Source organism: Streptomyces sp. NBC_00316, from assembly GCF_036158715.1.
Lineage (GTDB): Bacteria > Actinomycetota > Actinomycetes > Streptomycetales > Streptomycetaceae > Streptomyces.
In genome coordinates this window covers 3,937,711-3,956,781 of the sequence record NZ_CP108023.1, presented here as the reverse complement: position 1 = coordinate 3,956,781, position 19,071 = coordinate 3,937,711, and the positions used below count along the sequence as shown (strand labels likewise).

Sequence of the window (19,071 nt, the reverse complement as noted above, 5' to 3'; positions counted from 1 at the left end):
GCGACTGTTGGACGGAAACATGACAACAAGCAAGGGGGGGCTGCATCGATGATGCGGCAGCATCTGAAACTTTCAGCGGTACTCGTCGTGGTGGTGCTGGCACTCACCGGCTTCTCGACGTCGACCCACAGCGGGAGGAGCCGGGGCAGCAAGAGCCACGGCTCGAGCAGTGGCGGCGGCTGCTCCACCTCCAAGAAGAGCAACGGCGGCTACCACCAGAGCACCTACGACGACGATGACTACGACTCCGACTACGACTCGTCGAGCAGCTCGTCCGGCGGCTCCACGTACGAGACCGCGACCCCCGCCGCCGCGGCGGGCAACGCGCCCCGGGCGACCGTGATCCGCTGCGTCCAGCCCCGCAAGGGCAAGCGGCGGGCCGTGACGTCCTCCACCGTCCAGGTCAGCGTGCAGGATTCCGGCACGTACACGTACGAGGTCGACGTCACCTTCCTCGATGCGAGCGGCAACACCGTCGACACCGGCGAGGCGGATGTGGAGCTGTCGGGTGACGGCAGTGCGACCGTCTCCGTGCGGATGCACAATCCGAGCAAGGTGTCCCGCGTGAAGAAGTGCCGGGCCGTGGCCGAGCTCAAGCCCTGACCGCTGCGTACGGGGGGTTCCGGCTCACCGCAGCCGGAACTCCCCGTGGCCGGACCCGCGCCCGTGCTGCCCCCGCCCCTCGAACAGCTCCCTCTGCCGCTCGGCAGGCAGGTTCCCGAGCGCGATCAGGTGCGGTGCATGGGCCAGCGCCTGCGCCCTCGCCGCCTCCTTCGCGGACCACACCGCCCGTACGGTCCCCTGCACCGCCTCCGTGGGGTACGACGCGATCACGCCCGCCGCCCGCACCGCGGCCTCCACCGCGCCGCCGGCCGCCGTCACCTCGCTGACCAGCCCCGTCTCGTACGCGCGACGGGCCGTCACCCGCTCGGCCGTACCCATCAGGGACATCCGGGCGACCTCCCCGAACGGCATCCGCTGCGCCATGTGGATCGCCTCGTACGCGCTGACCATGCCGTAGGACGTGTGCGGGTCGAAGAACGTCGCCTCCTCGGACGCGATGACGAACTCCGTTTCGCCCAGCAGGTAGAACGCCCCGCCGCACGCTATTCCCTCCACGGCCGCGATCACCGGCTTCCACAGGTCGTTCGCCTTCGGCCCGATCGCGATCAGCGGATCGTCGATCGCGTACGGGGACGAGGGCTGAGGCACCTCCACGTCGCGGTCGATCCCCGTGCAGAAGGCCCGGCCGCCCGCACCTGTCAGGACGACGGCCCGCACACCGTCGTCGAAGCGGAACGCGCGCCAGGCGGCAGCGAGTTCGCCGGCCGCCACGAGATCGATCGCGTTCAGCCTCTCCGGCCGGTCGAGGGTGACGACCGCGACCCCGGTCTCCTTGTCGGTCTCCGTGCGCAACGCCATCGGGTCACCGCTCCAGCTGCCAGCGGACCAGGGTCAGCTCCGAGGTCACCGGCGCGAAGACGGCCTTCACCGGCGCCCCGATCCGCAACCTCTCGGGATCGACCGAGTTCAGCGGTGCGTCGGGCCCGCTGACCACATTGCCGACCAGCCGGATGTGCGGGGCGTCGGCCAGTTCGACGACGACCGCGTTGTACGGGGCCTGGGCGGCGTACGCGGGCAGCAGCGGCGGATGCGGCACCACGTACGACCAGATGCGGCCGCGCCCGCTCATCGCCCGCCACTCGCTGTCGAAGGACCGGCAGTGCGGGCAGCAGGGCCGGGGCGGGAAGCGGAGCCTGCCGCAGTCGGGGGAGGCGCACGCCTGGACACGGAGTTCGCCCCGGGCGGCGTACTCCCAGAAGGGCGCGCCGTCCTCGTCGACGACGGGCAGCAGCAGCGAATCCATCTCAGCTCCTCAGCAGTACGGCGGAGGTGGGCACGCCCTCACCGGCGGTGACCAGACAGGTGGCGGCGGACGGCACCTGCGCGGTGGAGGTGCCGCGCAGTTGCTTCACGCCCTCGTTGATGAGGTTGAAACCGTGCACGTACCCCTCGCTGAGCCCGCCGCCGCCCGTGTTGATGGGCAGCCGGCCGCCGCTCTCCAGGGCCCCGCCCTCGGTGAACGCGGCACCCTCGCCGCGACCGCAGAAGCCGTAGCCTTCGAGGGAGAGCGGGATGAGCGGGGTGAACGCGTCGTAGATCTGGGCGACGTCGATGTCGTCGGGCCCGAAGTCGGCCTGCTTCCACAGCTGCCGGGCGGCCGTCCAGGCGGGGCCGGTGAGCGGGTCGTCGTTCCAGTAGTTGACCATCCCGTGGTGCTGGGCGGGCAGGCCCTGGGCGACCGAGTGGATGTAGACGGGCCTGTGCCGGCAGTCGCGGGCCCGTTCCGCGGAGACGATGACGCAGGCCAGCGCCCCGTCCGTCTCCAGGCAGTTGTCGAAGAGGCAGAGTGGCTCGCTGATCCAGCGCGAGGTCATATACATGTCGCGGGTCAGCGGGCGTTCGTACATCACCGCGTCGGGGTTCTGGTTGGCGCGGTTGCGGCAGGCGAGCGCGACGTTGAAGAGATGGTCGCGGGTGGCTCCGTACTCGTGCATGTACCGCCGGGCGAGCATCCCGATCTCGTCGGCGGGCCGCAGCAGGCCGTACGGACGGGTCCACTGTGCGGGGGTCGGCAGCTGGACGGTGGTGTTCTTCCAGGGCCGGGGCCCGGAGCCGCGCTTCCGTGACCGCCACGCGACCCCGACGCTCGCCTGCCCGGTGGCGACGGCGGCGGCGAGATGCGCGACGGTCGCGCACGAACCGCCGCCGCCGTAGCCCACCTTGGAGAAGAAGGTGACGTCGCCGGCCCCGATCGCCTTGGCGACCTCGACCTCGTCGGTCTCCTCCATCGTGTACGAGGCGAACGCGTCGACCTCCGACGCGTCGATGCCCGCGTCGTCGAGCGCCGCGACGATCGCCCGACATGCCAAGGTCTTCTCGGACTCGGGGAGTTGTTTCGCGAAGGCCGTCTGCCCGATACCGGCTATCGCCGTCACGTCTTTGAGCGTCGCCACCCGCCACCTCCGGGGCCGTCATGACTGCTGACAGCGGCAGAGGCTACAGCTAATCTGACGGATAGTCAGCTATCCGGTCGGGGAGGGCATGCGATGCGCGGCGACGAGGAGTGGGGCAGCATCCCGGGGCTGGTGCGGGCGGCGGCCGAACGGTACGGGAGCCGGGAGGCGGTCGTCGAGGGCCGCACCCGCATCTCGTACGCCGAACTGGGCGACCGTGTCGAGCGGGCCGCCGCCGCATGCATGGCCTCGGGTGTGGAGCCGGGGGACCGGGTCGCGGTCTGGGCGCCGAACACCCTGGACTGGATCGTCTCGGCGCTGGGAGCGGTCACGGCGGGCGCGGTCCTGGTCCCGCTCAACACGCGCTTCAAGGGCACGGAGGCGGCGTACATCCTGCGGCGCAGCCGGGCGAAGCTGCTCTTCGTGACGGGCACGTTCCTGGGAACGTCGTACGTGGCGTCGCTGCGCCGGTCCGAGGTGGAACTCCCGCACCTGGAACGGGTGGTGGTGCTGGCGGACGCGGCGCCCGAGTCCTATGTCACCTGGAAGGACTTCCTCGCGGCGGGGGAGCGGATATCGCCCGCGGAGGTGCGGGCGCGAGCGGACGCGATCGCCCCCTCCGCGCCCTCCGACATCATCTACACCTCGGGCACCACGGGCCGCCCCAAGGGCGCCGTGATCACTCACGCCCAGACCCTGCGCTGCTACGCGATCTGGAGCGAGCTGGCCGGCCTGCGCGAGGGCGACCGCTATCTGATCGTGAACCCGTTCTTCCACACCTTCGGCTACAAGGCGGGCATCATCGCGTGCCTGATGCGCGGCGCGACGATGGTCCCGCAGCCGGTGTTCAACGTGGACACGGTCCTCGCGAACATCGCCGCCGAACGGATCTCGGTCCTCCCCGGCCCGCCCACCCTCCACCAGTCCCTGCTGGACCACCCGGCGCGGGCGACGTACGACCTCTCCGCCCTGCGCCTGGTGGTGACGGGCGCGGCGGTCGTCCCCCTCCGGCTGGTGGAGCGCCTGTGCACGGAGCTGCGCATCGGCACGGTCCTCACGGCGTACGGCCTGTCCGAGGCGAGCGGCATCGTCACGATGTGCCGCCGCGGCGACCGGCCCGACGTGATCTCCTCCACCTCGGGCCGCGCGATCCCCGGCACGGAGGTCCGCGTCCTGGCGGACCCCGGCACCCCCGGTGAGGTCCTGGTCCGCGGCTTCCACGTGATGCAGGGCTACTTCGAGGACCCCGGCGCCACGGCCGCCACGATCACCCCTGACGGCTGGCTCCGCACGGGCGACGTCGGCATCCTCGACGAGGCGGGCAACCTGCGCATCACGGACCGGATCAAGGACATGTTCATCGTGGGCGGCTTCAACGCGTACCCCGCCGAGATCGAACAACTCCTGGGCCTGCACCCGGATGTGGCGGACGTGGCGGTGATCGGCATCCCGGACCCGCGGCTCGGCGAGGCCGGCAAGGCGTACGTGGTCCGGCGCGCGGGCGTGACGCTGACGGCCGACGACCTGATCGCCTGGTCCCGGCGGGAGATGGCGAACTACAAGGTGCCGAGAGCGGTGGAGTTCGTGGGCGAACTGCCGCGGAACGCGAGCGGCAAGCTGGTGAAGGGGGAGCTGCGCGAGCGGGAGCGGGGGTAGGGCGGATCGGGGCTCCGGACCGGAGTCCCCGGGATTCTGCGGGGCCGGTGCGGGCCCGCGGGCGGACATGCCGCGGCCGCGACGGCTCCCCCTCCGCGCCGCCGCGGCCGTCCCCCGTGCAGGTGAGGTCCTAGTTGGCCGGCTCGCTCGTCGCGTGCGCGTCCGTGGGCTTGACGGGCTCGCTCGTCGCGTGGGCGTCGAGCGGCTTGAGCGGCTCGCTCGTGGCGTGCGCATCCAGGGTGGTGATCTCCTCGCCGGTGGCGTGCGCGTCCGTCGGCTTGAGGTTCCCGGTGTTGTCGGCCATGAAGGTCAACTCCTGAAAAGAGTGGGTGTAATGGATGGGCAAGCCCGCCCGGCGATTCCCCCGTGGATCGCCGGGCGGGCATTCCAGGGCCGTTCACCCTAGCGGTGAGGCCACTCGCCGACCCGTCTGCCCCCCGACGCGGCGGATCGATAGGTCAGAGACTGCCGTGCGGCGATAAACGATTGATGAACGCCCGTCAGGCGGCCCCGGCCACATGGGCCGGGTGCAGCAGCGCGTGGACCTCTTCGGCTTCGGGGGAGCCGAGTTCCTCAAAAGCCGAGAGAGCGTCGCGCCAGCAGACCCGGGCCCGGTCGGTCTGCCCGATGGCGGCCAGACTCCGTCCGAGCACGGTCAGGACATTGGCGCGGCGCCATTCGCCGCCGATACCCCGAAGCACGGCCAGGGCCTGTTCGGCGTGGGACGCGGCCTGAGCCGGCTGCCGATTGCCCAAGTGCACCTCGGCCAGGCGGAACAGCGTCATGCCGTGCCACAACTGCTGACGGCTGTCCCGGAAGATGTGCAGCGCCTCGTTCAGCGTCGCCTCCGCCCGTGAGGCCAGTCCGGTACCCATGAGGGCGAGACCGAGTGCGTACTTTCCGTTGGCGAGGCGAAGTGCCAGGCCGGTGGTGTCCTGCTCATAGATGGTGACGCCCTGCTGGGCGAGGTCGACGGCGCTCATCGTCCGGTTCGTTGCGAGGTGGACGCGGGACAGATTGCACAGGGCGGCTGCCTCACCGGGCTTGTTGCCGTCGTCCTGGAAGGCCGTCAGTGCTTCGGTGAGGTGGCTCTCCGCGTCGGCGTGACGGTTTTCGTAGAGCGCGATGATGCCGCGCTGGTTGGGGGCCTGCCCCAAAGAGACCGGATCCTGGGCCGACTGCCCCAGAGCCAGAGCCAGTTGCGCCTCGATCTCGGCTTCGGCGAAGCGCCCGGAGACACTGAGGGCATGCGTGAGCATGGTGCGCGCACGACCCTCCGCCCGGGCGTCGCCTGCGGCCCGGGCCGCCTCACTGACGGCCATGGCGGCAGCTGCGAACTGGTGTGAATTCGCACCCGACTCGCCCAGGTCCACCACGGCCATGAGCAGGTCGGAGGCGCGCCTCGACATGCCGATGGCGGCCGATTGCCGGGCGCAGGCGAGCAGGCCGCTGGATTCGGTGAACAGCCAGTCGAGCGCGGTCCCCCGCACCTGAACGGGGAGCCCCGGATACTCGGTGCGCGAGAAGTGGTCGAGCACCCGCTCTCCCGGCCGCTCCAGCGCATACACCCCCGCAGCCGTCGCCAGGTAGAAGTCCAGCAGCCGCGAGAGCGCCAGCTCTCGCTCCACCGGCGGATGTTCGTCCCGTTCCGCGCATGCGCGTGCGTAGAGCCGCACCAGGTCGTGGTACCGGTAACGCCCCGGCGCCGCCGATTCCAGCAGTGACGTGTCGACCAGGGACTCCAGCAGGTCCTCCGCCGCATGCGCCTCCAGGTTCAGCAGCGCCGCCGCGGCCGCCAGGGAGATGTCCGGGCCGTCCGCCAGGCCCAGCAGGCGGAAGGCGCGGGCCTGGGCGGGCTCCAGCTGCCCGTAGCCGAGTTCGAAGGTGGCCTTCACCGCGAGGTCGCCCGCCTGGAGCTCGTCCAGGCGGCGTCGTTCGTCGGCGAGTTTGGTCGCCAGGACCGAGACCGTCCACGTGCGGCGGGCGGCCAGGCGGGAGGCGGCGATACGGATGGCCAGGGGGAGGAAGCCGCACGCGGCCACCACGTCCAGGGCCGCCTCGCGCTCCGACCCGACCCGTTCCTCGCCGACGATCCGGGTGAAGAGCTGGAGCGCCTCCTCGGGGGACATCACGTCCAGGTCCACCAGGTGCGCGCCCGCGAGGTCGACCATGCGGACGCGGCTCGTGACCAGGGCCGCGCAGCCCGCCGTGCCGGGGAGCAGCGGGCGGATCTGCGCCGCGTCGTGGGCGTTGTCCAGGAGGACCAGGATGCGGCGGCCGTCGAGCGTGGAGCGGTACAGCGCGGCCCGTTCGTCCAACGAGTCGGGGATCGCCGAGTCCGCGGTGCCGAGCGCCCGCAGGAACGCTCCCAGCACCGTCTCCGGCTCCGCCGCCCGGGCGCCCGCGCCCTGCAGGTCCACGTACAGCTGGCCGTCCGGGAAGTGCGTGCGGGCCTGGTGGGCGACGTGCACGGCCAGCGTCGTCTTGCCGACACCGCCGATGCCCGCCAGCGCCGACACGGCCATCACCGAACCCTCCGCCGTCGCCAGCCGGTCGCCCAGTTCGCGCACGAAGGAGGCGCGGCCCGTGAAGTCCGCGACCGTCGCCGGGAGCTGGGCCGGGCGGACGGCGGCGGGTGCGGGCGCCGTCTCGTCGCCCGGGTGGGCCAGTTCCTCGTCGGCCTGCAGGATCCGCTGCTGGAGCTGGGAGAGTTCGGGGCGCGGGTCGACGCCCAGTTCGTCGGCGAGCAGACGGCGTGTGTCGGCGTAGACGGCGAGCGCCTCCGCCTGGCGGCCGCTGCGGTACAGGGCGATCATCAGCAGTTCGCGCAGCCGCTCCCGCAGCGGGTGCGCGGCGGTGAGCGCGGTCAGTTCGGAGACGGCCTCCGCGTGGCAGCCGGCCTCCAGGTCCAGATCGAGCCGGGTCTCGATGAGCTGGAGCCGCCATTCGGCCAGCCTGGTGCGCTGGTTCTCGGCGTACGGGCCGGGGACCGAGGCCAGGGTTTCGCCGTCCCACAGCGCCAGCGCCTCGTTGAGCAGGGCACGGGCCCGGTTCCTGTCCCCGCCCGCCCGTGCCTTGTCCGCGTCGGCGGTCAGCTCCTGTGCCGCTGTGAGGTCGAGCGCGTCGGGGCTGGTCCGTATCGCGTATCCGCCGGCGTTGCTGATCAGCGTGTCCGGGTCGAGGATCTTGCGCAGTCGTGAGGCGTACGTCCGTACGGCGGCGAGCGCCTGGGACGGGGGCTCCTCGCCCCAGATGGCGTCGATGAGTTCGGCGGCGGTGGCCGTGCGTCCGTCGCGCAGGAGCAGTGCGACCAGCAGGGCCCGCTGCTGGGGTGATCCGGACGGCAGCGGTTCGTCGCCGCGCCAGGCGCGCACGGGGCCGAGCACGGCGAAACGCAGCGCGGTGCCGGCCGGCTGCTGCGGAGCCCGCTGCCCCGGAACACGCGCGCGTGGCCCGTTGTCACGGTCCATTGATGCCTCCTGTCCTGCTCGCCCCGCCAGTCCTGCCGATTCCGCTGTGGCGCCGGCCCGGTACATCCGCAGGTGTACCCATGTGGGCCGAGTGGATCCGGATTACGCCCTACCGCTGGTATCGCGCTCAACAGTCTGCCTTGTCATGGGCGGACACGTCAGCAATGGGTGACTCTCTGCACAAGCCCTCGACAACGATTCGCGACCGGGGCCCGGTCACGGTAGCTGACGGTTCGTCAGATCAGCGCTACCGTGATGCACATGGAGACCTTCCCGAAGATCATCTCGGTGGACGACCACACGGTGGAGCCCGCACATGTCTGGCGGGACCGGCTCCCGTCGAAGTACCTCGACCGCGGCCCGCGCATCGTCCGGGCCCCGCTGAAGGAAATGACCTTCATGGGCGGCAAGTTCGCACCGGTCATGGGCGCGCGGGGCGATGACGGCCCGGTCGGCGACTGGTGGGTGTACGAGGATCTGCACCGGCCGCTCACCCGGCTCGACACCTCCGTCGGCTACGACAGGGACGAGATCAAGCTGGAGATCATCACGTACGAGCAGATGCGTCCGGGCTCGTACGCGGTGCCGGACCGGCTCGCCGACATGGACATCAACCATGTCCAGTCCGCGCTCTGCTTCCCGACCTTCCCGCGGTTCTGCGGTCAGACGTTCACCGAGGCGAAGGACCGCGAACTCGGATTGCTCGGCGTGCGCGCGTACAACGACTGGATGGTGGAGGAGTGGTGCGGCCCCGAGGCGCAGGGCCGGCTGATCCCGCTCACCCTCGTCCCGCTCTGGGATGCGCAGCTCGCCGCCGACGAGGTCCGGCGGAATGCCGCGCGCGGGGTGCGGGCCGTCGCGTTCTCGGAGATACCCCCGCATCTCGGCCTGCCGTCCATTCATACGGACGAGTGGGATCCGTTCCTGCGGGCCTGCGACGAGACGGGCACCGTGATCGCGATGCACATCGGCTCGTCCTCGAAGATGCCGTCCACCTCGGCCGATGCGCCGCCCGCGGTCGGTTCGACGATCACCTTCGCCAACTGCTGCTTCTCGATGGTCGACTGGCTGATGAGCGGCAAGTTCGAACGTTTCCCGAACCTGCGGATCATGTACGCGGAAGGCCAGATCGGCTGGATCCCGTACATCCTGGAACGCGCCGACGTGGTCTGGGAGGAGAACCGGGCCTGGGGCGGAGTCGCCGACAAGGTGCACCGGCCGCCGTCGGAACTGTTCACCGAGCATGTGTACGGGTGCTTCTTCGACGACGCCTTCGGGCTGAAGAACCTGGATGCGATCGGCGCGGGGAACGTGCTGTACGAAACGGACTATCCACACTCGGACTCGACCTGGCCCAAGTCCCGCGAGGTCGGCGAGGCGCAGATGGGGCACCTGGACGCGGATGTCGTGGACCGGATCGTGCGCCGCAACGCGATCGACCTGCTGGGGCTGACGGACGAGGGGTTGTGGGCGGGGCCGGGGGCGTGAGCGCGTGGGCGCCGCCGACGGGCCGTGCGGCACGGGGCCCACCGCCTCCGGCGGACCCCGTGGGCCGTGGTCAGGCCCTCACGACCGGCTCCTGGAGCTCCGTCACCCACTCGTCCTTGTCCTCGGGGCACTCCAGATTGACCTCACGCGTGTAGCCGAGCGAGCGGTATCCATGGGTGTCCAGCCAGCGGGCGAGCGTCTGCTCGGTGGTCAGCACCCCGTCCATCGAACCGCGGTGGACGATGGTCGCCGCCTCGAACGCGGGCAGTGCCACCACCGTGACCCCGGTGTCGCCCACCGGGCCGGCGGGTGCCGTGACCGTCACTCCGGCGTGCACGACGATCGTGCCGTCGCCGTCCGCTGTGTCCTCGTACCGTGCGATGCCGGGACCGGTGGGCCTGATCCCGGCCGCTTCCAGCAGCGGGAACAGCCTGTCGTACAGGGGGCCGATCACCGGAGTGATGTCCTGCGGCTGATAGCCCGCCGCCGTTCCGGTCAGCTCCGCCACGCGTACGGCCGGAACCGTCTTGATCACAACCTCGTCCGTGGGCATGTGCCCCTCGCTCTCGATCGACCGGAGCCTCGCCTCGACCTGGGCCAGCCGTGCGGCCGCTGCCGCCATGGCCGCCTCCAGCTCCACCTGCCGCAGCCGCAGCATCCCGCGCAACTCCTCGGGGCCGACCTGTTCGTCGAGGACGGCCTGCACCTGCTGGAGGGTGAAGCCGAGATCCTTGAGCGCGATGATGCGGTTGAGGCGGGCGAGCTGGCCGGCGCCGTAGGAGCGGTAGCCGGTGGCAGGGTCGGTACGGTCCGGCGGCAGCAGCCCGATCGCGTCGTAGTGGCGCAGCATGCGGGCCGACACCCGTCCGTACCTGGCGAAGTCTCCGATGGTGAACATGATGTCTCCCAGTGCACGGCCTGACACGGTGTGAAGGTCAAGCGGATGCAGCGGTGGCCGGACGAAGCGGGGAAGCGGGCGGGAAAGGGCAGGAGCCCCGTTCCCCCGCCGAAGCGGAGGAGCGGGGCTCCTTGGGTACTGCAATACCGGCCGCGATCGACCGACCCGGGCAACTAGGCCGGGGTGACGTTCTCAGCCTGCGGGCCCTTCGGCCCCTGAGTGACGTCGAAGTTCACGACCTGGTTCTCCTCGAGGGAGCGGAACCCGGACGCGTTGATCGCGGAGTAGTGAACGAAGACATCCGGGCCGCCGCCGTCCTGGGCGATGAAGCCGAAGCCCTTTTCAGCGTTGAACCACTTGACGGTTCCGGTAGCCATAAGCCCTCCTTGGGCCAAAGGGTTGCCCTGCTCCAGAACCTGCAAAGAAGTCTGAAAACTACAAAAGCCTGCGGGTTACATGCTCCGCAGGCTCTGTACTGCAAGGGAAACCAAACTGCAACTTGGCGTTGAGCCTAGCACGCAGCATGTGTGGAGGGGTAGAGGGAAAGATCACTTCACTCGGATGTTTGATTGCCGTGCCGATGAGCTGACGAACACGGCGGTCCGGGGGTGGTCAGGGAGCCGTCCGAGGACGCTCCCGGAGGTGCTCCGGACTCCCCCGGACGGTGGGATCGGGCGAGCCCCGAGCCCCGGTGGCGCCGCGTTCCCCGCGCGGGTCTAGCCTCGCGATGTGGACAATTCAACCGTCTCTCCCGCAGCAGGCGACGACCGTCGCAGCAGGCCGCGCGTCGGCCACATCCAGTTCCTGAACTGCCTCCCCCTCTACTGGGGCCTGGCACGGACCGGGACCCTGCTCGACCTGGAGCTGTCGAAGGACACCCCGGAGAAGCTCAGCGAGCAGCTGGTACGCGGTGATCTCGACATCGGTCCCATCACCCTGGTCGAGTACCTGCGCAACGCCGATCAGCTCGTGGCCTTCCCCGACATCGCGGTCGGCTGCGACGGGCCCGTCATGTCGTGCGTGATCGTCTCGCAGCGGCCGCTGGAGGAGCTCGACGGGGCCCGGGTGGCGCTCGGCTCCACCTCGCGCACCTCCGTACGCCTAGCTCAGCTGCTGCTCGCCGAGCGGTACGAGGTGTCGCCGGACTACTTCACCTGCCCGCCCGACCTCGGCCTGATGATGCAGGAGGCGGACGCCGCCGTGCTCATCGGCGACGCCGCGCTGCGCGCCTCCCTGCACGACGCACCGCGGCTCGGCCTGCAGGTCCATGACCTCGGGCAGATGTGGAAGGAGTGGACGGGGCTGCCGTTCGTCTTCGCCGTCTGGGCCGCCCGCAAGGACTACCTGGCGGCCCACCCGGCCATGGTGAACGAGGTGCACCGGGCGTTCCTCGCCTCGCGCGACCTCTCCCTGGAGGAGGTCACCAAGGTCGCGGAGACCGCCGCGCGCTGGGAGGTCTTCGACGCGCAGCTGCTGGAGCGGTACTTCACGACGCTGGACTTCCGCTTCGGTGCGGCCCAGCTGGAGGGAGTGAAGGAGTTCGCGCGCCGGACCGGACCGACGACCGGCTTTCCGGCGGATGTGGCCGTCGAGCTGCTCGACCACTGATCCGTCGACCGCCCGGCGTTATTTGTTGCCCGGTATTTATTTCCCGGTTCCGCGGATTCCCTTCCGGCGAATGCCGCGAATGCCGCGGCCGTCCACCCCGTACGCCGTATCCCGAATAGGTGACGGCGTCCGGGGTGAACCCGGGAATCGTTCGAGTGAACGATGTATTCACGCCTTTCGCGGTGTCGAAAACCGCTGTTCGTTCCCATAGGGGCGAAATCGGCGGATGGTTTCTCTGTGATCGCACGACCCTCGCCCCCTAGGCTTCGGTCGGAGGTCCGGCCGGTCCACAGGGGGAGTCCGTATGCAGCCGCTGGAAGCCGGCGAACCGCACACCATCGGTCCCTACCGGCTGCTCGGCAGACTCGGCGCGGGCGGCATGGGCCGGGTCTATCTGGGGCGCAGCGCAGGGGGACGTACCGTCGCGGTCAAGGTCGTCCATCCGCACTTCGCGCTGGACGAGCAGTTCCGGGCCCGGTTCCGCCTCGAGGTGGAGGCGGCGCGGCGGATCGGGGCGCAGTGGACGGCGCCCGTGCTGGACGCCGATCCGGACGCCCCCGTGCCGTGGGTGGCCACCGGCTACGTCGCCGGGCCCCCGCTGTCGGGAGCGGTCACCGAGCACGGACCCCTGCCCGAGCACTCGGTACGGACCCTCGGCGCCGGGCTCGCCGAGGCGCTGGCCGCCGTGCACGGACAGGGGCTGATCCACCGCGATGTGAAGCCGTCCAATGTCCTGCTCGCCCTCGACGGTCCCCGACTGATCGACTTCGGGATCGCCCGCGCCATCGACGCCACCGCCTCGCTCACCTCCACCGGCGTCTCGGTCGGCTCGCCCGGCTACATGGCGCCGGAGCAGATCAGGGGCCTGGGCATCTCGGGCGCGGCCGACGTCTTCTCGCTCGGCGCGGTGCTCGCGTACGCGGCGACGGGCGTCGCCCCCTTCCTCGGCGACTCCTCGGCGGTGCTCCTCTACAAGGTGGTGCACGAGGAACCGGAGCTGGGCGAGATCGACGGCGAGCTGCGGGAGGTGATCGCCGGATGCCTGGCGAAGGACCCGGCGCGGCGACCCACGCCGGCGGAACTCGCCCGGCGGCTCGCGCCTGACGGGGCGGCCGCTCAGGTGGCGGCGGGCTGGCTGCCCGGCACCCTGGTGCGTGAGCTCAGCCGGGCCGCCGTGGCGCTGCTGGACCTGGAGCCGCAGGACGCGCCGGTGCAGTCGGGGCCGGTGCCGTTCAGCAATGCGTTCCTCGATGCCCGGGATGCCGACGGGGCGCGTGGCGGCCCTGGGGCGCAGGCTGCGAGCGGAGCGGGCGGCGGCGCGCTCGGGGTGTTCGGGCCACCGGTCGAACCGGCCGTCCCGCCGTGGACGCATCAGGCGCACCCAGGGGCGGCCGGGGTCCGGGGGGACCACTCGGCCGGGCTGCCCGGCCCCCGTGACGCAGGACTCCACACCTCCGGAACCCGCACCCCCGACCCCCGCTTCTCCGTCACCGTCAGCGCCGACGCCGGCCCCGACCGGACCCGCGGCCGCCGGCTCAGCTGCACCGTCGCCCTCGCCGTGGCCGGCGCGCTCGCCGCCGTGACCGTGGGCAGCGCCTTCCTCTTCGATCTGCTGCCCGGCAGCGGCAGCGACGGCGGGCACGGCGGGGTGGCCCAGCCCCCGCCCGCCACCGTCCGGCCGTCGACCCCGTCGGACGAGGGCACCGGCGGCGCGGAACGGATCACCGCACTGCCCAGGACGTTCGTCGGCACCTGGAAGGGGCCGCTGACCGAGAAGACCACCGGGCAGCCGCACGGCACGCTCACCGCGGTGTTCACCGAGGGGAAGACGGGCACGGACGTCGTCCGTATGAGCACGACGGTCTCCACCCTCGGAGTGACCGTCAGCTGTCACAGCATCGCCCGGCTCTCCTCGGGCACCACCAGGGAACTGACGCTCCGGGAGCGCACCGACCCGGACCGCCCCGGCACCGCCGGGCTGTGCACGACCACCACGACCGACGTCGTCTTCACCCTCGCCGCCGACGGCACCCTGCGCTTCAGGTCCGAAGAGAGGGGCGCGGGTCTTCCGTACGGCACGCTCAGCAGGTCCGGCCGCTGAGCCCGGGAGGGGCTGGCGTAGGCTGGATCGGTCCGTTGATCCGTTGAAAAACCGCCGAAAGGTGACAGCCCGGTGACCGAGAAGGCCGACCTCCAGCCCATCCTCGACCGAGCCGCCGAGGGCGGGCGGATCACTCCGGAGGAGGCCCTCGACCTCTACCGGTCGGCGCCCCTGCACGCGCTGGGCGCGGCGGCCGACGCCGTGCGCCGCCGCCGTTACGCCGGTACGGAGCACATCGCGACGTACATCATCGAGCGCAACATCAATTACACCAACGTGTGCGTCACGGCCTGCAAGTTCTGCGCGTTCTACGCCGCACCGAAGGACACCGCCAAGGGCTGGTCCCGCGACCTCGACGACATCCTGCGCCGCTGCGCGGAGACCGTCGAACTCGGCGGCACGCAGATCATGTTCCAGGGCGGACACCACCCGGACTACGGCGTCGAGTACTACGAGGAGCACTTCTCCGCGATCAAGAAGGCGTTCCCGCAGCTGGTGATCCACTCGCTGGGCGCGTCCGAGGTCGAGCACATGGCCCGGATCTCCAAGGTCTCCGTCGAGGAGGCCATCCAGCGGATCCATGCCGCCGGTCTCGACTCCTTCGCGGGAGCCGGTGCCGAACTGCTGCCGGCCCGGCCGCGCAAGGCGATCGCCCCGCTCAAGGAGTCCGGCGAGCGCTGGCTGGAGATCATGGAGACCGCGCACCACCTGGGTGTCGAGTCCACCTCCACCATGCTGATGGGCACCGGCGAGACCAACGCCGAGCGCATCGAGCACCTGCGCATGATCCGCGACGTACAGGACCGGACCGGTGGCTTCCGCGCGTTCATCCCGTACACGTACCAGCCGGAGAACAACCACCTGAAGGGGCGGACGCAGGCCACGCTCTTCGAGTACCTGCGGATGATCGCCATCGCCCGGCTCTTCCTCGACAACGTCGCGCACATCCAGGGCTCCTGGCTGACCACCGGCAAGGAGGTCGGTCAACTGTCGCTGCACTACGGCGCCGACGACCTCGGCTCGATCATGCTGGAGGAGAACGTCGTCTCCTCGGCCGGTGCCAAGCACCGCTCCAACCGGCTGGAGATCATCGACCTGATCCGCAAGGCGGGCCGCGTCCCCGCGCAGCGCGCCACGACGTACGAGCACCTCGTCGTCCACGACGACCCGGCGAACGACCCGGTCGACGAGCGCGTCGTCTCGCACATCTCGTCCACCGCGATCGAGGGCGGCACCGCGCATCCGGAGCTGAAGCTCCTGAACGCCAACTGAGGCCCCATTGCTGACCGTTCATGCCGCGCCGCTGGTTCTTCCGGTCGGCGCGGCTGCCGTTGCACAGGGCGCGGTGGCCGTGGCGGGCGACCGGATCGTCGCCCTGGGGCCGTACGACGAGGTCATGGCCGCCCACCCGGCGGCCCGCGTCCGCCGGTGGCCCGGCGTCATCGCCCCCGGTCTGCGGCAGTGGCACGCCGTCTGGCTGCTCACCCGCTGCTACCACCCCGACCCGCGCGAGGCGGACGAGCTCGGGGACCGGCCGTTGTGGGGCGAGGAGTTCGAGCGGCTGTCCGCCGGGATGGACGCGACGCGGCGGGCGGGCAGCGTGCGGCGCGGGCTGCAGCAGATGCTGCGGTACGGGACGACGCACCTCGCGGGCCGGTTCAACGACCCGGCCGTCCGCACCGCCGTGGCCCGTTCGGGGCTTACGGAGGTCTCGGCCGTCGGCGCCCCCGGCATCCTCGTCGGCGAACCCGGCCTGGACCCGTTCGCGGAGGGGCACGACCTGCCCGGCTCCGCACACGGCCCGCTCATCGTCGGCGACCGCGCCGACCTCGCGATGTTCGACGTGCCGGACGAGGCGGCGCTGTGCGCGGCGGGGGCCGCGACATGCGTGGCCACGGTGCTGGGCGGACGGCTGGTGTACCGGCGGCGGTGAGTGGGGCGGCATTCCGGCAGGGGTGACCGGGGCGAATCGCAACGTCGTGCCCCTGGCCACACGGGCCCGGGATGCGGGAAGATCCCGCAGCGCCATGCTGCCCCCCCGCCCACGTGCTCCATCCGACAGGAGGATGTTCATGGCCTGCCGCATGTCCCGCGTTCTGCTCGCCGCGGCCACCACCGTGGCTCTCGCCACCCTCGCCGCCCCCGTCACGGCATCGGCCGCCGGCTCCCCGCAGGGGCGGGTCTTCATGGTCAACCCCGTGCAGTCCTCCGGGGACCAGAACCTGACCGACGTCAAGGACTCGGCCACCGCCGTGCCTGCCGACGCCTACGCCCTGGCCGCCCTGCGCAATCTGGACGGCAGCGGCGGACTCTCCGGAAAATGGGCGTACATCAGGTCCGACACCGGATCCTCCGCGAAGGTCGCCGACGCGGGCACGTACACCCGCAAGGACGACCAGTTCGAGCAAGTGATGGCCTACTTCTGGGTCAACGAGGCACAGGAGTACCTGCAGAGCCTCGGCTTCGGCAGCGAGCTGCCCGGCGCCAACGACCGCGCTCAGCCCGTCCGCATCAACCAGTGGGGCGCCGACAATTCCTTCTTCACCGACAAGAAGGCCGAGATCCGCTTCGGCAAGGGCGGGGTCGACGATGCCGAGGACGCGGAGGTGATCGTCCACGAGTACGGGCACGCCGTGCACAACGCCCAAGTTCCCGGCTTCGGTACGTCGGAGGAGGCCGGGTCCATCGGAGAGGCTTGGGGCGACTACCTGGCCGTGTCCGTCGGCGCGTACGCGGACTCCGAGTACGGCTGGCCGCGCAGGACCGACCTGGGCTGCGTCGCGGACTGGGATTCCGTCTCGTACACCTCCTCCGTGCCGCACTGCCTGCGCCGCGTCGACGGCGACAAGACCTACGCGGACAAGGTGGGCGAGGTGCACGCGGACGGTGAGATCTGGTCGCGGGCCCTGTTCGACATCCGCGGCGCGCTCGGCGCGCGCGAGGCCGACCGGATCATCGTCAACGCCCAGTTCGGCTTCGCCCCGGACACCAGCTTCGAGGACGCGGCCCTGACGACGATCGCGACCGCGCATCAGATGTACGGCAAGAGCGCGGAGGATGCCGTGCGGAAGGCGTTCCGGGACCGGGGCATCCCGGGGGTGTGAGCCGCGCCGGGCCGGGCGGCGAAGGCATGCCGCCCGGCCCGGCCGGTGGCACCGACGGGGACAACGGAGGCCGGGCCGACGGAGCCGCGTGCGACGCGGCCCATGCTCCCTCTCCACCGCCCCACGGCCCCCACGCCCCGCAGAGCAGCGCGGCGGGCACCACCACGGTGCCCGCCACGCGTATGCGGGTCCGCCGACGGCGGGCACGCCGGGACGCCGCGCGGCCGTGCGGAGTGCGGCCACGTGCCCGGCGTCCGCGTCTCTCAGCCGCCACGGACGGACTCCTGCTTCGGCTCCATCGGGAACGAATCCGCGTAACGGACCAGCTCCAGGAAGCGCGAGTCACCGGCGACGCCGAGCAGTTGGTCCGCGGTGACCGGCGCAGAGACCATCGAGGAGTCGTCGCCGTCGGCCGAGAGGACGACGATGCTGTCCCCGTACACGAAGCGGACGTTCACGCCGGTGATGGTCTTGTCCCCCTTCGAATTCCCGGCCGCGGTGATGGCGCGGGCCACGATGCCGCCCGGCAGCTCCGCCTCCTTGCACTGGGACTTCTTCGTCGGGTTGTTCTTGCAGGGCGCCTCATCCGGGGCGTCCGCGGAGTCGCCGGTGGGGCGTACCGAGAAGACGACGGGGAAGACCCGCCCCGCCGACCCGCCCTGGTAGCGGCTGACGGCCAGGTCGACCGGGCGGACGGTCCCGAACCCGGCGGGCAGCAACGTGTCGAGCAGCGCCGCGGTCTGCTGCTGGAACTGCTCCTGCCGCCTGCGCTCGGCGGCGGGCAGGCTCGCCATCGACGACTCGCCGGGGGTGGGCTCGACGTGTACGGGGGCGCGCGACGGTCCGGTGGGGACCGGCGTCGGCATGGCGGAGCTGTCCGGCGTCCCGGGAGCGGCCCCGACCTGTCCCGTACCGCTGCCCGCCCCCCAGGACGGCAGCGTCGCGCCGAACACCGCGAGCGCCAGCACCCCGGTCACGCCGGCGCCGATGGCTACGCGGGCCCGGGCGCGGCGCCTGCGACCCTGGGCGAGAGCGACCGGCACCAGGTCCGGAAGCGGCGGTGCCCCTTCGGACGCCGCCGCCATGGCCTCCCGGATCAGCAGAGCCTCGTTCTCCTGCGCGGCACGGTCTGAAGACATGTCCACGACGGTTCTCCTCACTGGTGAGTGGTGTAGAGATGCGCGTCGCCGAGCCGCGTACGCAGTCTGGCGAGCGAGCGCGAGCACTGGCTCTTGACGGTGGACTCGCTGCAGCGCAGCAGTTCGGCGACCGTGTGGACGTCCAGGTCCTCCCAGTAGCGCAGGACGACCATCGCCCGGGCGCGGGGCGGCAGTTCGGCGAGCGAGGTCAGCAGCGTGACCGTCAGCTCGGGACCCACCACGGAGGGTGGGCTGTCGACATGGCTGTGGGCGAGGAAGTCGCGGAGCCGGCGGCGGCGCTCGGCTAGATACGTCCGGGTGAGGACGGTGCGCGCATAGGCGACGGGATGGTCGGCCGCGCTCGCCCGGTGCCAGTGCTGGAAGAGCTTGGCCAGCGTCGTCTGGGTCAGATCGCGGGCGCTCTCCGCCTCACCGCACAGCAGATATGCGGTCCGGTACAGACGCCGTTGGTTCGACCGGGCGAATTCCTCGAAGTCGGTGGAGTCCCGATTGCGGTCTGCGGTCATCTGTCCCCCTCTCCGGTTCTCGGTGTTTTCACACCCCTGTACTGAGTGGTGCCGAACCCAAAA

At 71.1% G+C, this 19,071-nt stretch carries 17 protein-coding genes; 8 read left to right on the top strand and 9 right to left on the bottom strand.

The features are described from left to right. Positions 1-48: 48 nt before the first annotated feature. Positions 49-603, top strand: coding sequence for a hypothetical protein (locus OG878_RS17555; protein ID WP_328887650.1), 555 nt, complete (start codon positions 49-51; stop codon positions 601-603). A gap of 24 nt (positions 604-627) precedes the next feature. Here OG878_RS17555 and OG878_RS17550 read toward each other — a convergent pair whose 3' ends face one another. The 3 genes from OG878_RS17550 to OG878_RS17540 are packed head-to-tail and all read right to left on the bottom strand — an operon-like array spanning position 628 to position 3,017. Next, positions 628-1,422 (bottom strand): enoyl-CoA hydratase/isomerase family protein, encoded by a 795-nt coding sequence (locus OG878_RS17550; RefSeq protein ID WP_328887649.1) that lies wholly within the window; start codon positions 1,420-1,422, stop codon positions 628-630. Between the two features lie 4 nt (positions 1,423-1,426). Continuing rightward, on the bottom strand, positions 1,427-1,867 hold the full coding sequence (locus tag OG878_RS17545; protein ID WP_328887648.1) for a Zn-ribbon domain-containing OB-fold protein: 441 nt from the start codon (positions 1,865-1,867) through the stop codon (positions 1,427-1,429). 1 nt (position 1,868) lies between these two features. Further along, the gene (locus OG878_RS17540; RefSeq protein WP_328887647.1) at positions 1,869-3,017 is read right to left on the bottom strand and encodes a lipid-transfer protein; all 1,149 of its coding nucleotides are present in this window, start codon (positions 3,015-3,017) and stop codon (positions 1,869-1,871) included. Positions 3,018-3,110: 93 nt separating this feature from the next. Here OG878_RS17540 and OG878_RS17535 point away from each other — a divergent pair, with 93 nt between their 5' ends. Beyond that, positions 3,111-4,673, top strand: coding sequence for a FadD3 family acyl-CoA ligase (locus OG878_RS17535; protein WP_328887646.1), 1,563 nt, complete (start codon positions 3,111-3,113; stop codon positions 4,671-4,673). 130 nt (positions 4,674-4,803) lie between these two features. On the opposite strand, the gene OG878_RS17530 is transcribed toward OG878_RS17535, so the two are convergent. After that, on the bottom strand, positions 4,804-4,977 hold the full coding sequence (locus OG878_RS17530) for a hypothetical protein (protein WP_177309358.1): 174 nt from the start codon (positions 4,975-4,977) through the stop codon (positions 4,804-4,806). Positions 4,978-5,173: 196 nt separating this feature from the next. Further along, positions 5,174-8,143, bottom strand: a complete 2,970-nt coding sequence (locus tag OG878_RS17525) for an AfsR/SARP family transcriptional regulator (protein ID WP_328887645.1) — start codon at positions 8,141-8,143, stop codon at positions 5,174-5,176. A 261-nt stretch (positions 8,144-8,404) separates the two neighbouring features. On the opposite strand from OG878_RS17525, the gene OG878_RS17520 reads away from it, so the two are divergent. Continuing rightward, positions 8,405-9,631: an amidohydrolase family protein gene (locus tag OG878_RS17520; RefSeq protein WP_328887644.1), complete on the top strand. Its 1,227-nt coding sequence runs from the start codon at positions 8,405-8,407 to the stop codon at positions 9,629-9,631. A gap of 70 nt (positions 9,632-9,701) precedes the next feature. On the opposite strand, the gene OG878_RS17515 is transcribed toward OG878_RS17520, so the two are convergent. Then, positions 9,702-10,529 carry a MerR family transcriptional regulator gene (locus OG878_RS17515; RefSeq protein WP_328887643.1) on the bottom strand — a complete coding sequence of 276 codons (828 nt, stop codon included), beginning with the start codon at positions 10,527-10,529 and terminating at the stop codon, positions 9,702-9,704. Positions 10,530-10,702: 173 nt separating this feature from the next. Beyond that, a complete protein-coding gene (locus OG878_RS17510; protein WP_003967102.1) occupies positions 10,703-10,906 on the bottom strand; it encodes a cold-shock protein in 204 nt (67 codons plus the stop codon). A 352-nt stretch (positions 10,907-11,258) separates the two neighbouring features. Here OG878_RS17510 and OG878_RS17505 point away from each other — a divergent pair, with 352 nt between their 5' ends. The 5 genes from OG878_RS17505 (at position 11,259) to OG878_RS17485 (ending at position 17,342) form a co-directional block, all read left to right on the top strand. After that, positions 11,259-12,137 carry a menaquinone biosynthetic enzyme MqnA/MqnD family protein gene (locus OG878_RS17505; protein ID WP_328887642.1) on the top strand — a complete coding sequence of 293 codons (879 nt, stop codon included), beginning with the start codon at positions 11,259-11,261 and terminating at the stop codon, positions 12,135-12,137. Between the two features lie 304 nt (positions 12,138-12,441). Further along, positions 12,442-14,238 carry a serine/threonine-protein kinase gene (locus OG878_RS17500; protein ID WP_328887641.1) on the top strand — a complete coding sequence of 599 codons (1,797 nt, stop codon included), beginning with the start codon at positions 12,442-12,444 and terminating at the stop codon, positions 14,236-14,238. A 72-nt stretch (positions 14,239-14,310) separates the two neighbouring features. Continuing rightward, positions 14,311-15,510, top strand: coding sequence for a cyclic dehypoxanthinyl futalosine synthase (gene mqnC, locus OG878_RS17495; RefSeq protein ID WP_277327764.1), 1,200 nt, complete (start codon positions 14,311-14,313; stop codon positions 15,508-15,510). 7 nt (positions 15,511-15,517) lie between these two features. Further along, positions 15,518-16,171: an imidazolonepropionase-like domain-containing protein gene (locus tag OG878_RS17490; protein WP_328887640.1), complete on the top strand. Its 654-nt coding sequence runs from the start codon at positions 15,518-15,520 to the stop codon at positions 16,169-16,171. A gap of 139 nt (positions 16,172-16,310) precedes the next feature. Beyond that, positions 16,311-17,342 (top strand): M36 family metallopeptidase, encoded by a 1,032-nt coding sequence (locus OG878_RS17485; protein ID WP_328887639.1) that lies wholly within the window; start codon positions 16,311-16,313, stop codon positions 17,340-17,342. Between the two features lie 263 nt (positions 17,343-17,605). On the opposite strand, the gene OG878_RS17480 is transcribed toward OG878_RS17485, so the two are convergent. Both OG878_RS17480 and OG878_RS17475 read right to left on the bottom strand, forming a co-directional pair. Continuing rightward, positions 17,606-18,481, bottom strand: coding sequence for a hypothetical protein (locus tag OG878_RS17480; protein WP_328891279.1), 876 nt, complete (start codon positions 18,479-18,481; stop codon positions 17,606-17,608). 17 nt (positions 18,482-18,498) lie between these two features. Further along, the gene (locus OG878_RS17475; RefSeq protein ID WP_328887638.1) at positions 18,499-19,008 is read right to left on the bottom strand and encodes a SigE family RNA polymerase sigma factor; all 510 of its coding nucleotides are present in this window, start codon (positions 19,006-19,008) and stop codon (positions 18,499-18,501) included. Positions 19,009-19,071 lie beyond the last annotated feature (63 nt).

Coding starts and splice junctions, on each gene's coding strand:
- OG878_RS17555 (WP_328887650.1), top strand. CDS start 49: ATGATGCGGCAGCATCTGAAACTTTCAGCGGTACTCGTCGTGGTGGTG.
- OG878_RS17550 (WP_328887649.1), bottom strand. CDS start 1,422: ATGGCGTTGCGCACGGAGACCGACAAGGAGACCGGGGTCGCGGTCGTC.
- OG878_RS17545 (WP_328887648.1), bottom strand. CDS start 1,867: ATGGATTCGCTGCTGCTGCCCGTCGTCGACGAGGACGGCGCGCCCTTC.
- OG878_RS17535 (WP_328887646.1), top strand. CDS start 3,111: ATGCGCGGCGACGAGGAGTGGGGCAGCATCCCGGGGCTGGTGCGGGCG.
- OG878_RS17530 (WP_177309358.1), bottom strand. CDS start 4,977: ATGGCCGACAACACCGGGAACCTCAAGCCGACGGACGCGCACGCCACC.
- OG878_RS17525 (WP_328887645.1), bottom strand. CDS start 8,143: ATGGACCGTGACAACGGGCCACGCGCGCGTGTTCCGGGGCAGCGGGCT.
- OG878_RS17520 (WP_328887644.1), top strand. CDS start 8,405: ATGGAGACCTTCCCGAAGATCATCTCGGTGGACGACCACACGGTGGAG.
- OG878_RS17515 (WP_328887643.1), bottom strand. CDS start 10,529: ATGTTCACCATCGGAGACTTCGCCAGGTACGGACGGGTGTCGGCCCGC.
- OG878_RS17510 (WP_003967102.1), bottom strand. CDS start 10,906: ATGGCTACCGGAACCGTCAAGTGGTTCAACGCTGAAAAGGGCTTCGGC.
- OG878_RS17500 (WP_328887641.1), top strand. CDS start 12,442: ATGCAGCCGCTGGAAGCCGGCGAACCGCACACCATCGGTCCCTACCGG.
- OG878_RS17485 (WP_328887639.1), top strand. CDS start 16,311: ATGGCCTGCCGCATGTCCCGCGTTCTGCTCGCCGCGGCCACCACCGTG.
- OG878_RS17480 (WP_328891279.1), bottom strand. CDS start 18,481: ATGTCTTCAGACCGTGCCGCGCAGGAGAACGAGGCTCTGCTGATCCGG.
- OG878_RS17475 (WP_328887638.1), bottom strand. CDS start 19,008: ATGACCGCAGACCGCAATCGGGACTCCACCGACTTCGAGGAATTCGCC.